At 37.1% G+C, this 14,077-nt stretch carries 13 protein-coding genes and 1 tRNA gene; 13 read left to right on the forward strand and 1 reads right to left on the reverse strand.

The features are described from left to right. The first annotated feature begins 28 nt into the window (after window positions 1-28). Window positions 29-286, forward strand: a complete 258-nt coding sequence (locus FS935_RS09170; RefSeq protein ID WP_146947793.1) for an HPr family phosphocarrier protein — start codon at window positions 29-31, stop codon at window positions 284-286. A gap of 426 nt (window positions 287-712) precedes the next feature. Here the strand turns inward: FS935_RS09170 and clpP are convergent, their stop codons facing one another. Further along, window positions 713-1,306 carry an ATP-dependent Clp endopeptidase proteolytic subunit ClpP gene (gene clpP, locus FS935_RS09175; protein WP_146947795.1) on the reverse strand — a complete coding sequence of 198 codons (594 nt, stop codon included), beginning with the start codon at window positions 1,304-1,306 and terminating at the stop codon, window positions 713-715. Between the two features lie 354 nt (window positions 1,307-1,660). Here clpP and FS935_RS09180 point away from each other — a divergent pair. From FS935_RS09180 to FS935_RS09235, 12 genes are all read left to right on the forward strand, one after another. Next, window positions 1,661-1,736 (forward strand) — tRNA-Arg (locus FS935_RS09180). A 246-nt stretch (window positions 1,737-1,982) separates the two neighbouring features. Continuing rightward, on the forward strand, window positions 1,983-3,275 hold the full coding sequence (gene rpoN / locus FS935_RS09185; protein WP_146947797.1) for an RNA polymerase factor sigma-54: 1,293 nt from the start codon (window positions 1,983-1,985) through the stop codon (window positions 3,273-3,275). A gap of 34 nt (window positions 3,276-3,309) precedes the next feature. Beyond that, window positions 3,310-3,543, forward strand: coding sequence for a glutaredoxin family protein (locus tag FS935_RS09190; protein ID WP_146947799.1), 234 nt, complete (start codon window positions 3,310-3,312; stop codon window positions 3,541-3,543). Window positions 3,544-3,687: 144 nt separating this feature from the next. Then, entirely contained in the window at window positions 3,688-4,707 is a 1,020-nt protein-coding gene (locus FS935_RS09195) for a sugar-binding transcriptional regulator (protein ID WP_146947801.1), read from the forward strand. A 112-nt stretch (window positions 4,708-4,819) separates the two neighbouring features. Further along, window positions 4,820-5,827, forward strand: coding sequence for a type I glyceraldehyde-3-phosphate dehydrogenase (gene gap / locus FS935_RS09200; protein ID WP_146947803.1), 1,008 nt, complete (start codon window positions 4,820-4,822; stop codon window positions 5,825-5,827). 250 nt (window positions 5,828-6,077) lie between these two features. Next, entirely contained in the window at window positions 6,078-7,262 is a 1,185-nt protein-coding gene (locus FS935_RS09205; RefSeq protein WP_146947805.1) for a phosphoglycerate kinase, read from the forward strand. Between the two features lie 266 nt (window positions 7,263-7,528). Beyond that, on the forward strand, window positions 7,529-8,284 hold the full coding sequence (gene tpiA / locus FS935_RS09210) for a triose-phosphate isomerase (protein ID WP_146947807.1): 756 nt from the start codon (window positions 7,529-7,531) through the stop codon (window positions 8,282-8,284). After that, window positions 8,281-9,816 carry a 2,3-bisphosphoglycerate-independent phosphoglycerate mutase gene (gpmI, locus tag FS935_RS09215; protein ID WP_146947809.1) on the forward strand — a complete coding sequence of 512 codons (1,536 nt, stop codon included), beginning with the start codon at window positions 8,281-8,283 and terminating at the stop codon, window positions 9,814-9,816. Before tpiA ends, gpmI begins: the two co-directional genes overlap by 4 nt. Before the next feature lie 14 nt (window positions 9,817-9,830). Then, on the forward strand, window positions 9,831-11,123 hold the full coding sequence (gene eno, locus FS935_RS09220) for a phosphopyruvate hydratase (protein ID WP_146947811.1): 1,293 nt from the start codon (window positions 9,831-9,833) through the stop codon (window positions 11,121-11,123). Window positions 11,124-11,411: 288 nt separating this feature from the next. Then, the gene (locus FS935_RS09225) at window positions 11,412-12,404 is read left to right on the forward strand and encodes a nuclease-related domain-containing protein (protein ID WP_146947813.1); all 993 of its coding nucleotides are present in this window, start codon (window positions 11,412-11,414) and stop codon (window positions 12,402-12,404) included. Between the two features lie 456 nt (window positions 12,405-12,860). Beyond that, on the forward strand, window positions 12,861-13,094 hold the full coding sequence (gene secG, locus FS935_RS09230) for a preprotein translocase subunit SecG (protein WP_146947814.1): 234 nt from the start codon (window positions 12,861-12,863) through the stop codon (window positions 13,092-13,094). 231 nt (window positions 13,095-13,325) lie between these two features. Then, on the forward strand, window positions 13,326-14,066 hold the full coding sequence (locus tag FS935_RS09235; protein ID WP_146947816.1) for an alpha/beta hydrolase: 741 nt from the start codon (window positions 13,326-13,328) through the stop codon (window positions 14,064-14,066). Window positions 14,067-14,077: the final 11 nt, after the last annotated feature.

Below are 14,077 nucleotides of genomic sequence, written 5' to 3' on the forward strand. Positions count from 1 at the left end.
ATGAGAATAGGGAAGAGGAGAGATTATTATGGTTGAAAAACAAGTAGAAGTACAACTAAAAACAGGCTTACAAGCACGTCCAGCAGCATTATTTGTACAAGAGGCAAACCGTTTTACATCAGATGTATTTTTAGAAAAAGACGGAAAAAAGGTTAATGCAAAAAGCATCATGGGATTAATGAGCTTAGCTGTTAGCTCTGGATCAGTTATCAAACTAATCGCAGATGGCAACGACGAGCAAGAAGCTGTTGATACATTAGCTACTTATGTACAGCAAGAGGGATAAGATAAGAAAACGGGCTGATTCTTAATTGAATTGGCCTTTTTTATTTGGGTTTGGTGGTTTTGATTGGGGGTTTCGAGTGAAATTGGAGTGGAGAGATGGATTTCTGACCACAATTGGTGGTATTTACACCAAATAATTGAGCTGAAAGTACTTAAGATGTCTTAAAAGTTCTAACATGCACTTGTGTAACCGTATACAAGCTAGCTGATCACACCTTTTACTCCACCAAAAAGAGCGGTACGGAAATTTTATCAGCGATTTTCCGGATTTATCATCGATTCTGGAAATTTATCATCGATTTTTCGTATTTATCATCGATTAGACATTTTTCGACAAAAACCTCATCCAAATCAACGGATAGCTCAAACTAAAAAACGGAGCCGTTACCCAAAGGCAATAGCTCCGTTCCATCATTACTAATACTAATTATTTATTTAACGTGTTACGATCTAATACTTTATCAATTAAACCGTACTCTAAAGCGCGATCTGCTGTCATAAAGTTATCACGTTCTGTATCTTTTTCAATCACATCTAGTGGTTGACCAGTGCGATCTGAAAGGATTTTGTTTAATTTGTCACGCAAGAAAAGGATACGCTTAGCTGCGATTTCAATTTCAGTTGCTTGACCTTGTGCGCCACCTAATGGTTGGTGAATCATTACTTCACTGTTAGGAAGTGCATAACGTTTACCTTTGTCACCAGCTGCAAGTAAGAATGCACCCATAGATGCAGCCATACCGATACAGATTGTTGATACACTTGGCTTAATGAACTGCATTGTATCATAAATTGCCATACCAGCAGTGATTGATCCACCAGGACTGTTTATGTAGATTGAGATGTCCTTCTCAGGATCTTCTGCTTCTAGAAATAGTAATTGTGATACAATTGAGTTTGCTACATTATCATCAATACCGCTACCAAGCATGATGATACGATCTTTTAATAGACGAGAGTAAATGTCATACGCACGCTCTCCGCGATTTGTTTGTTCAATAACTGTAGGGATTAAATTCATTATTATTCCTCCTTCATGATAAGAAAGATTTGTTCTAATACTATTAGAACAGCACATAGATTTGTATTACTTATGTATTTCCATCATACAACTATGGTCAATAAAGGTCAAACGAAAAGCATGCTGCTTTTGATCTTTTTAACTTAGTCAATCTTTCTATGTATGTATATGTACTCTGTAAGCATAACATGTAAACATGATTCCCATATTTTTTATATTTCAAACAGTTGATTGAAATGTTAGTTTATCGTTGAATGAACTACAAGATCCCAATAGTGAGGGATAAAAAGACAGTTGAAATTAAAGAGAAGTTGCCGTATAATTTTCAGGTATTGATAGTTATATAGTTATAATGCGCTCGTAGCTCAGTAGGATAGAGCGGTGGTTTCCGGTACCACGTCTGCCGGGGGTTCGAATCCCTCCGAGCGCGCTAACTTATTTAGCAGGGGAATTCTTCCTTGCTATTTTTATTGAACTGAAGCAGCATCTTTCCTTATATCTTTGCATTATTTCAATACTTCTACATAAAAATATACTATCATCAAGGATTGTAGCAGCTACGGATTGTTACTAAAATCATAAACATGTAAAATAAAATGTAAACGCTTACTAACATTCAACCATCAATAACACTTTTTATCATTTTTGTGTAAAATAGAAACCAGGGGGGAACAAAATGAGAATTGGGTTAGTACAAGAGCAGTCTTTAAAATTAAATATGACTCAAGAGCTACAGCAAGCCATTGCTTTGCTTCAATATTCCTCAGCAGATCTTCTTTCCTATGTCCATGAATTAGCAATGGAAAATCCACTAATCGAAGTAAAAGAAACCTACAGATCTCCATACAGACAAGTAAGTAAGAATTCAGATAAGCAATCTTTTATTGAAAATACGTGTAAAGAGAAAGCGAGCTTGCGAGAACATTTGCGATCACAGCTTATTGATTTTCATCTAGAGAAGAAAGACAGAGATTGTTTAAGTTTATTAATTGATGCGATCGATTCAAATGGATATTTGAAGGATTGTCTAAAGGATTTGGCCAGTGTTATCGATGTGTCAGAAGAATTTTTAGAAAGTAAATTATATTTTCTTCAAAGCTTAGAACCAGCTGGAGTAGGTGCGAGGTCTCTTCAAGAGTGTATTTTACTGCAGTTGCGTAGATTACCTGCAAGGAATTATTTAGCGGAAACAATTGTTGAGCAGCATTTTCAAGCTTTTGCAGAAAAATCTTGGAAAGAGCTTTCTAAAAGGTTGAAAATCAAAATTATTGAGATTCAAGCTATTCATGAGCTTATCAAAAAGCTGGAGCCAAGACCAGGCTTGAAATATGAAAGTGATGACATGTCATATGTCACACCAGATATGACGATTGAAAAGGTTGATCATAAGCTTCATATTATTTACCATGATGAATTGATGCCACAGCTGATTATTCATCATCCATTACAAAGTGATGAAGCTGTAAAAGAAGAGAATGATACGAGAGACTATTATTCTAAGAAACTAACTCAGGGGAAATGGCTTCAACGAGCTATTCAGCAAAGAAAAGAAACAATGGTGAATGTAATGAGAGTGATTGTTGAGAAACAGGAGGATTTTTTCATAAAAGGAAGAAGTTTTCTAAAGCCTTTAACCTTGAAATCTATTGCAGATCTTCTTGATGTTCATGAATCAACAGTAAGTCGAGCAGTGAAAGATAAATATGTGCAAACACCTCATGGTCTTATTAGTATGAAAACCTTCTTTTCCACAAAAATAGATGAAGATAAGGGAGATGTATCTTCTGCAGCTGTAAAAATAAAGCTGGCTGAAATCATTTCATCAGAAAATAAACAGAAACCATTATCAGATCAAAAATTAGCGAATCTACTAAAAAATGATTATGATATTAGAATATCAAGAAGAACAGTGACAAAATATAGAGAGCAATTAAATATTCCTACCTCTGCCGTTAGAAAAGAATACTAGCTGCTAAATAGCTTTGAAAGTGATGTGCCCGACTATGAAAAAAGTAATTTTTTATTCAAAAGAAAATTGTCCTTTATGTGATAAAGGGTTAGGAGTGTTAAAAGAGGTTCAAAAAGAAATCTCATTTCAGTATGAAGTTGTCGATATTTATAAAGATGATGCATTGTTAGAGCTATATCAAATCATGATTCCTGTTGTGAAAATTGATGAAGAAATCGTTTCTTATGGAATTTTGGATAAAGATGTAATAAGAAAGCGTTTACTTTAAAAATTAGAGAAAGATTTCTTGAATAAGCAAATTTACCCTGTTAAAATGAAATTGTAGCAGGGAGATTTTTTTTTGAGAAGGTGGGACATAATAAGTCTCAGTGGGACGAATGAAGTCCATGCCGGCTCAGAAAGGGATGGCAAAATGAAATCATTAATAGAAGCACAGAAAAAATTATTGCCAGACCTACTACAGGTTATGCAAAAACGTTATCAAATTCTTCAATACATAAGATTGATGCAGCCGATTGGAAGAAGAAGTCTCTCAACTAGCCTTGGGTTAAGTGAACGGATCTTGAGAAATGAAGTTCAATTTCTGAAAGATCAGAATTTAATCGATATTCACACCTCTGGCATGACTTTAACGGATGAAGGCTCATCATCACTAAAGCTTCTAGAAGAAATGATGAAGGATGTTTTAGGATTATCTTCTCTGGAAAATAAATTAAAAGAGAAATTTAATCTGAATCGAGTCATAGTCGTTTCTGGCAATAGTGATGAATCACCATGGGTGAAAAAAGAAATGGGAAGAGCATGTGTAACATGTATAAAAGAGCGATTAATCGGTAAAAATATCGTCGCTGTTACTGGTGGAACAACTCTAGCAGCTGTTGCTGAGATGATGACACCTGATAGTAAAAATCGCGAAATTCTTTTTGTACCGGCTCGCGGTGGCTTAGGTGAAACAGTGGAAAATCAAGCAAACACAATTTGCGCTAAAATGGCAGTGCGTGCGAGTGGGATTTATCGACTTCTCCATGTCCCAGATCAGCTTAGTAAAGATGCCTATGAATCAATTATTGAAGAACCCTCAATAAAAGAGCTTTTAGCTATAGTGAAATCCTCAAGTATGGTTGTTCATGGAATAGGAGACGCTAAAACAATGGCAGAGCGCCGGAAAACTCCGGAAGCAGATTTCCAGAAGATTCACAATGGAAATGCTGTCGCAGAAGCGTTTGGCTATTATTTTGATCAAGAGGGTGACATTGTACATAAAGTGAAAACAGTAGGGATACAGCTTGATGACATTGAAGAGGTACCAAATGTAATCGCGGTTGCAGGTGGGGCATCAAAAGCAAAGGCAATCCAAGCTTATATGAAACAAGCTTTAGATTCTGTTCTTATTACAGATGAAGGAGCAGCAAACGAGTTAATAAGGGACTAATACTCCCTGATTATATATGTTTACCTTTCCTACTCGAGAGGGAAACAACTAACTTAGTAGTATTGTTCAAAGGTACATAACCGAAGAACAAAATTAAAGGAGGAAATTAATCATGGCAGTAAAAATCGGTATTAATGGTTTTGGTCGTATTGGTCGTAATGTATTCCGTGCAGCATTAAAAAATCCTAACGTGGACGTAGTTGCAGTTAACGACTTAACAGATGCAAATATGTTAGCTCACCTTTTAAAATATGATACTGTGCACGGAAAGTTAGATGCAGAAGTGTCAGTTGACGGTAACAACTTAGTTGTTAACGGAAAAACTATTGAAGTTTCAGCAGAGCGTGACCCAGCTAAATTATCTTGGGGAACTCAAGGTGTTGATATCGTTGTTGAATCTACTGGATTCTTCACAAAACGTGCAGACGCTGCAAAACACTTAGAAGCAGGAGCTAAAAAAGTTATCATCTCAGCTCCAGCAAGTGATGAAGATATCACAATCGTAATGGGTGTTAACGAAGATAAATATGATGCAGGAAGCCATGATGTAATCTCTAACGCTTCTTGTACAACTAACTGCTTAGCTCCATTTGCTAAAGTATTAAACGACAAATTTGGTATCAAACGTGGAATGATGACAACTGTTCACTCTTACACAAATGACCAACAAATCTTAGATTTACCACACAAAGACTACCGTCGTGCTCGTGCGGCAGCTGAAAACATCATCCCAACTACAACGGGTGCTGCTAAAGCTGTTTCTCTAGTATTACCTGAGTTAAAAGGTAAATTAAACGGTGGAGCAATGCGTGTTCCAACTCCTAACGTTTCTTTAGTTGACTTAGTTGCTGAATTAGATAAAGAAGTAACTGTTGACGAAATCAACGAAGCATTCAAAGCAGCTGCTGAAGGCGAATTAAGTGGAATCCTTGGATACAGTGAAGATCCATTAGTATCTGGAGATTACAATGGTAACCCAAATTCTTCTACAATTGATGCTTTATCAACAATGGTTATGGAAGGCAGCATGGTTAAAGTAATTTCTTGGTATGATAACGAAAGTGGTTACTCTCACCGTGTAGTAGATCTTGCTGATTACATCGCTTCTAAAGGACTTTAATTCTTTAAAAGAAGATGACAAGCAAGAATAACTGTATAATGTAAGAAAACGGGGAAAGGGGATCATCCCCTTTCCCTTTTTTAGAAATAAGGGCTTTATAATTTTTTTGGTGTCTAGCTGTAGCGCCTAGCCCCTCGAGGTCACAAGCCAATTCTCACTGAAAGGTAAAGAACACCTTTCTGTGAGGCTCGTCTTGTGCTTGTCGGGGCTGAACAGGCGCTTCCGCATTTCAAATTAGGAGGGCTTTTTCATGAACAAACAGTCAGTTAAAGACATTGATGTTAAAGGGAAAGTCGTCTTTTGTCGCGTTGATTTTAACGTACCGATGAAGGATGGACAAGTAACAGATGAAACACGCATTCGTGCAGCTTTACCAACAATTCAGTATTTAAGTGAGCAAGGTGCTAAAGTTGTATTAGCAAGTCATCTAGGTCGTCCTAAAGGTCAAGTTGTTGAAGAACTACGCTTAAATGCAGTTGCAGAAAAGCTTCAAGAACTTTCAGGTAAAAATGTTGTGAAAACAGATGAAGCTTATGGCGATACGGTTAAAGCTGAAATCGCAAAATTAGAAGAAGGCGGCGTACTTCTTTTAGAAAACGTTCGTTTCTACCCTGGTGAAGAAAAAAATGATCCAGAACTTGCAAAAGCATTTGCTGATTTAGCTGATGTTTATGTAAATGATGCATTTGGTGCTGCTCACCGTGCACATGCTTCAACTGAAGGTATTGCAAAACATATCCCTGCTGTTGCAGGCTTCTTAATGGAAAAAGAGCTTGAAGTTCTAGGTAAAGCATTAAATAATCCAGAGCGTCCTTTCACTGCTATTATCGGTGGAGCAAAAGTAAAAGACAAAATCGGTGTGATCGACAATCTTCTTAATAAAGTAGATAATATAATCATCGGTGGTGGATTAGCTTACACATTCATCAAAGCTTTAGGACATGATGTTGGTAAATCACTACTTGAAGAAGATAAAGTTGATTTAGCAAAATCTTTCCTTGATCAAGCGAAAGAAAAAGGCGTTAATTTCTACATGCCTGTTGATATTGTTGTAGCAGATGATTTTTCAAATGATGCAAATACACAAATCGTATCAATCGACAGCATTCCAAGTGATTGGGAAGGTCTTGATTGTGGTCCGAAATCTCGTGAAATCTACGCTGACGTTATCAAAAACTCTAAACTTGTTATCTGGAACGGACCAATGGGTGTATTCGAATTAGATGCATTCGCAGGTGGTACAAAAGCAGTTGCAGAAGCATTAGCTGAGGCAAATGATACATATTCCGTTATCGGAGGAGGAGATTCAGCTGCCGCTGTAGAAAAGTTCAACTTGGCTGATAAAATGAGCCACATCTCTACAGGTGGTGGAGCATCTCTTGAATTCATGGAAGGTAAAGTACTTCCAGGCGTTTTAGCATTAAACGATAAATAAAGGCTCTTTTCTGAAAGATTGTTGCTAATTGCCTTGTTATTGCAATTTAAACTTAGTTCTTTTTGCATAATAAGTACTATTCTATTAAGAAAAGATGCCACCATGCTTGATAAAGTGCTGTTTACCTTGAGTTGTAAAAACAACAAAGTTTAACGGAAACAGCCTAAATAAAAAATTCAGTCTTCTATTTTTATAATTTCAAGATTAGTCGCGACATCTTGATGTTAGTGAAAAAGAACGGCTGTAAAAAAAGGGACGGTGTAAACATGAGAAAGCCAATTATTGCTGGTAACTGGAAAATGAACAAAGTTTCTTCTGAAGCAAAAAGCTTTATTGAAGAAGTAAAAGGTCTAGTACCTTCAACAGAAAGTGTTGACTCAGTCGTTTGTGCTCCGGCACTATTTTTAGAAAGCTTAGTTATTGCTACTAAAGGTACAGACTTAGAAATCGGTGCTCAAAATATGCACTTTGAAGAAAACGGTGCTTTCACTGGTGAAGTTAGTCCAGTAGCTCTAAAAGATATCGGTGTAAGCTATGTAGTGTTAGGTCACTCAGAGCGTAGAGAAATGTTTGCTGAAACAGATGAATCAGTAAATAAAAAGACTTTAGCTGCTTTCAAACACGGATTAACTCCAATCGTATGTTGTGGTGAAACGTTAGAAGAGCGTGAAGCTGGAAAAACAAATGATCTTGTAGGAAACCAGGTGAAACAAGCTTTACAAGGTTTATCTGAAGATCAAGTGAAACAAACAGTTATCGCTTATGAGCCAATTTGGGCAATCGGAACTGGTAAATCTTCTTCTGCAGAAGATGCTAATGAAGTTTGTGCACATATCCGTAGTGTTGTAGCAGAGCAATTCTCTACAGATGCAGCAGAAGCTGTTCGTATCCAATACGGTGGTAGTGTAAAACCGGCTAACATTAAAGAATATATGGCACAGCCTGATATCGATGGTGCATTAGTAGGTGGAGCAAGCTTAGAAGCACAATCTTTCCTTCAACTTGTGGAGGCAAACAAATGAGTAAGGCACCAGTTGCATTAATCATCCTTGATGGTTTTGCAGTTCGAGAAGAAACAATGGGTAATGCAGTGGCACAAGCTAAAAAGCCTAACTTTGATCGCTACTGGAATCAATATCCACATGCTGAATTAATCGCTTCAGGTGAGGCTGTTGGTCTTCCAGAAGGACAAATGGGTAACTCTGAAGTAGGTCATTTAAACATTGGAGCAGGTCGAGTTGTTTATCAAAGCTTAACACGTGTAAATGTGGCAATCCGTGAAGGTGAATTTGAAAAAAATGAAACCATTACAGAAGCAATCAATCATGTAAAGCGTACAGGTAAAAACCTTCATCTCTTTGGTTTAGTGTCAGATGGTGGAGTTCATAGTCATATTCAGCATTTATATGCTCTTCTACAGCTTGCAGCTAAAGAAGGTGTGAAAAATGTGTACATTCATGGCTTCCTAGATGGACGTGATGTTGGTCCAAAAACTGCTAAATCGTATGTGAATGAATTACAACAAAAACTCACAGAATACGGTGTCGGGGAAATTGCGACATTATCTGGACGTTACTACTCAATGGACCGCGACAAGCGCTGGGACCGAGTAGAAAAATCATACCGTGCAATGGTTTATGGTGAAGGCCCAACTTACAGTCATCCAATGGAATGTATCGATGATTCTTATACAAACGGAATTTTCGACGAATTCATGCTTCCATCAGTTATGACAAAAGAAGATGGATCACCAGTTGCAACGATTAACGATGAAGACGCAGTTATTTTCTATAACTTCCGTCCAGATCGTGCCATCCAAATTTCCAACACGTTCACAAATGAAGATTTCCGTTCATTTGATCGTGGAGAAAAGCATCCGAGAAACTTACACTTTGTTTGTTTAACTCACTTTAGTGAAACAGTTCAAGGATATGTTGCTTTCAAACCAACTAACCTTGATAACACGATTGGTGAAGTGTTAGCGCAAAATAATTTAACACAGCTTCGTATTGCTGAAACTGAAAAATATCCGCATGTTACCTTCTTTATGAGTGGTGGACGTGAAGAAAAATTTCCTGGTGAAGAGCGTATTTTAATCGACTCACCAAAGGTTGCAACTTATGACCTTCAGCCAGAAATGAGTGCTTATGAAGTAACGGACGCGTTACTAGCAGAAATTGAAGCTGACAAATTTGATGCGATTCTTTTAAACTTTGCAAATCCGGATATGGTTGGTCACTCAGGAATGCTTGAGCCAACAATTAAAGCAATCGAAACGGTTGATGAATGCCTTGGGAAAATTGTTGATGCCATAATCGCTAAAGGCGGTAAAGCTATTATCACAGCTGATCATGGTAATTCAGATGAAGTTGTTACATTAGAAGGTGAGCCAATGACAGCTCACACAACAAATCCTGTTCCTGTTATTGTAACAGAGGATAATGTAACACTTCGAAATGGTGGAATTTTAGGAGACTTAGCTCCAACAATGCTAGATTTATTAAACCTTAACAAACCAGCAGAAATGACTGGTACTACATTAATTCAAAAATAAAGGAGAGAAATTAAATGCCATACATTGTAGACGTTTATGCACGCGAAGTTTTAGACTCACGCGGTAACCCAACAGTAGAAGTAGAAGTACACACAGAATCAGGTGCGTTTGGTCGCGCTTTAGTACCAAGTGGTGCTTCAACAGGTGAATATGAAGCAGTTGAGCTTCGTGATGGTGACAAAGACCGTTATTTAGGAAAAGGCGTTTTAACAGCTGTTAAAAACGTAAACGAATTAATCGCTCCAGAATTACTTGGTTTCGAAGTAACAGATCAAGTTGCAATCGACCAAGCATTAATCGAGCTTGATGGAACAGAAAACAAAGGTAAATTAGGTGCTAACGCAATTCTTGGTGTATCTATTGCTGCTGCTCGTGCTGCTGCAGATTTCCTACAAGTACCTTTATATCAATACCTTGGAGGATTCAATGCGAAAACTCTTCCAGTACCAATGATGAACATCGTTAACGGTGGAGAGCACGCTGATAACAACGTTGACATTCAAGAATTCATGGTAATGCCAGTAGGTGCTGAAAACTTCCGTGAAGCATTACGTATGGGTACTGAAATTTTCCATAGCTTAAAAGCTGTATTAAAAGGTAAAGGCCTTAACACTGCAGTAGGTGATGAAGGTGGATTCGCTCCTAACTTAGGATCTAACGAAGAAGCTCTTCAAACAATCATTGAAGCAATCGAAAAAGCTGGTTACAAACCAGGTGAGCAAGTTATGCTTGCTATGGATGCTGCTTCTTCTGAGTTCTATAACAAAGAAGACGGTAAATACCATCTTTCAGGTGAAGGTGTTGTTAAAACATCTGCAGAAATGGTTGACTGGTATGCTGAAATGGCTTCTAAATACCCAATCATCTCAATTGAAGATGGATTAGACGAAAACGACTGGGATGGTCACAAGCTATTAACTGAGCGCCTTGGCGACAAAGTTCAACTTGTTGGTGATGACTTATTCGTTACAAACACGAAAAAGCTTTCTGAAGGTATCGAAAAAGGAATTGCTAACTCAATTCTTATCAAAGTTAACCAAATCGGTACACTTACTGAAACATTCGATGCTATCGAAATGGCAAAACGCGCTGGTTACACAGCAGTAATCTCTCACCGTTCTGGTGAAACAGAAGACAGCACAATTGCTGACATCGCTGTAGCTACAAACGCTGGCCAAATCAAAACAGGTGCTCCATCACGTACTGACCGTGTTGCAAAATACAACCAACTTCTTCGTATCGAAGATCAACTTGTTGACGCAGCAAAATATGATGGAATTAAAACTTTCTATAACTTAAGTAAGTAATTTGAGTTAAGGGACTGCCACACTGGGTGTGGCAGTTTTTTTGTTTTGTTTTGGTTTGCGGCTAGTATGGCTAGAGGAGCGAAGTGGGGGGCGATTTTTGTCGAAAATAGTCTAATCGAAGATAAATCCGGAAAATCGAAGATAAATTTACAGAATCGATGATAAATCAGAAAAATCGAAGATAAATCGGCAGAATCGCCGATAAAGTTAAAATTCTCTCAACGAGTAGCAGGATATCCACCCTGAGATAGCGTATATTAAAGCGACAAAACAAAATGGAGTGAGAAAATGATCAAAAAAGACCATCAAACACCAGATATCATCCCCAAATTAACAGCTTTGCTTCAAAGAATCCCGAAAACTCATCAACATAAAATCCCTACTATTACCGAAGACCTCAGAATCAGAACCGCAGGCTTTCAGGGCGAAAAAGCAATCGATTATCCACTAAGTTTTCTAAACGAAAAGGACTATTATATCTTCCATGGTTTAAGACTACAGACAAAATCACACCATTTTCAAATTGACACCCTTATTTTCACCAAAAAGCTTGTCATTCTTATAGAGGTTAAAAATATCTCAGGAACCATTTACTTCGATCAGGAATTCAAGCAACTGATTCAAACAAAAGACGGCGTCGAAAAAGGTTACTCCTATCCACTAACACAGCTAGACAGACAAGTGGCCCTTTTTCAAGAATGGTTAAAACTCAATAAACTCCCAAAACTAAAGCTTGCCACATTAGTAGTCATTAGCAATTCTCAAAGTATTATCCGCACAGCCCCTAACAGTAACTCCATCAATCAAAGAGTTATCCACAAAGAAGATCTTCCAATGAAAATCAGACAAATCGAAAAATCTCACTCTCACATATCTGAAACTCTTGATGAGAAAGATATGAAAAAAATCTTCAAATGTCTCATCAAGCAGCATTCATCGTTAGAAACAAATGTATTAGAACGATATCAAATAAACGAGCATGAACTAAGAAAAGGGGTGTTTTGTCCGCGCTGTGAGTATTTTCCTCTAGAAAGGATTAAGGCAAATTGGTACTGCCCTCAATGTAAACATAAAGACAAATTTGCCCATATCCAGGCCTTGAAGGATTACTCACTTTTAATAAAACCAACCATTAAAAATTCTGAAGCTAGGGAAGCTAGGGAGTTTCTTGTTTTAAACTCATCTAGCACAGCTAATCGATTATTACATGGCATGAATCTTCAATCCTCAGGAGGAAATAAGAATCGGCAATATGATTTAACTCCTCTTAAATATTTGTGATATAGAAGGTGTTGCTTTGTGAGAGTTTTGTCGAAAATAGTCTAATCGAAGATAAATGCTGAAAATCGATGATAAATTTGCATAATCGATGATAAATTAGAAAAATCGTTGATATTTTTCAAGAATCGATGATAAATCTACTTTTTTACTCATGATAGAGTCCGAAATTAGTTGAGGAAGTATAAAATGTAAGGGCAAGACCCGAAAACTGTACTAGAAATGCTCAAAATGTAATTAAATGACCTCGAAACAGCTTTAAATCCTGAAACAAATTCCTAGGCACCCCAAGTCAGAGCACAAAGAGTATGAAAACATCCACCAATTCTATTCCAAAGCGCCAATATTTGAGAATATCAACCTCACTTCAACAATTAAGACAAATGTGTATTGTGATAATTCGTCAATTGTGATACATTAAAATTATCTATTTGTGCGCATTTCAGGAGGTGTGTTTTCATGCATACAGTATTAATTATCCTACTTGTTTTAGTTTCAATCGCTCTAATTACAGTTGTATTATTACAATCTGGAAAAAGCGCAGGTTTATCTGGTGCGATTTCTGGTGGCGCCGAGCAACTTTTTGGAAAGCAAAAAGCACGTGGTCTTGATTTAGTTTTACATCGAGCTACTGTTATTTTGTCTGTTTTATTCTTTATTCTTACAATTTTAGTATCATATGTTGTTCAATAATGGGTGAAAGCAAAGGGTCTGTACTTAACTACAGGCTCTTTTTTTGTTTTAAGATGTGGTTTTACTAAAGATTTTTGAAGTCACGATAAAAAAACATACATAGACAAGTAAACATCTTTGTAAGTAGTAACAGTGTTTGTTTTAATGGTAGTAAGGGATAACCAAACAGATTTGTAATACTACAAGAACATGTCGGACAAACTATACGAAAGATATTAAAGGAGTATAAAAATGAAAAGAGTTTTACCGAAGCCATTTACATTTGAGGGTGGAGACAGAGCTGTACTTTTATTACATGGATTTACAGGAAATACTGCTGATGTCAGGATGCTTGCGCGTTTTTTAAGTGAACGAGGATATACTTGTCATGCACCACAATATAAGGGACATGGAGTTCCTCCTGAGGAGCTTGTTTCGACAGGGCCTGAGGACTGGTGGAAAGATGTTGAAGAAGGATATCAGCATTTGAAGGATATGGGGTTTGAAGATATTGCCGTTGGCGGATTGTCACTAGGTGGAGTGTTTTCCTTGAAATTAGGTTACACTGTACCTGTAAAGGGTATTATCCCAATGTGTGCACCTATGTATATAAAAAGTGAAGAAGTCATGTATGAAGGTGTTCTCGAATATGCTAGGAATTATAAAAAATTCGAGGGGAAAACTCCTGAAGAGATTGAAGCTGAAATGAGAGAGTTTGAAAAATCTCCTATGAATACATTAAAAGCTTTACAAGAGTTGATTGCTTCTGTTCGAGATAATGTGGATATGATTTACTCTCCAACCTTTGTTGCACAGGGAAGACATGATCACATGATTAATACTGATAGTGCAAATATTATCTACAATGAAGTAGAAAATGATCATAAGAAGATTAAGTGGTACGAAGAATCTGGACATGTGTTAACTCTTGATAAAGAACGAGATCAACTTCATGAAGATGTTTATGAATTTTTAGAAAGTCTTGATTGGTAAAAAGGAGGATG

It is taken from the genome of Metabacillus litoralis, from assembly GCF_007994985.1.
GTDB classification, from domain to species: domain Bacteria; phylum Bacillota; class Bacilli; order Bacillales; family Bacillaceae; genus Metabacillus; species Metabacillus litoralis.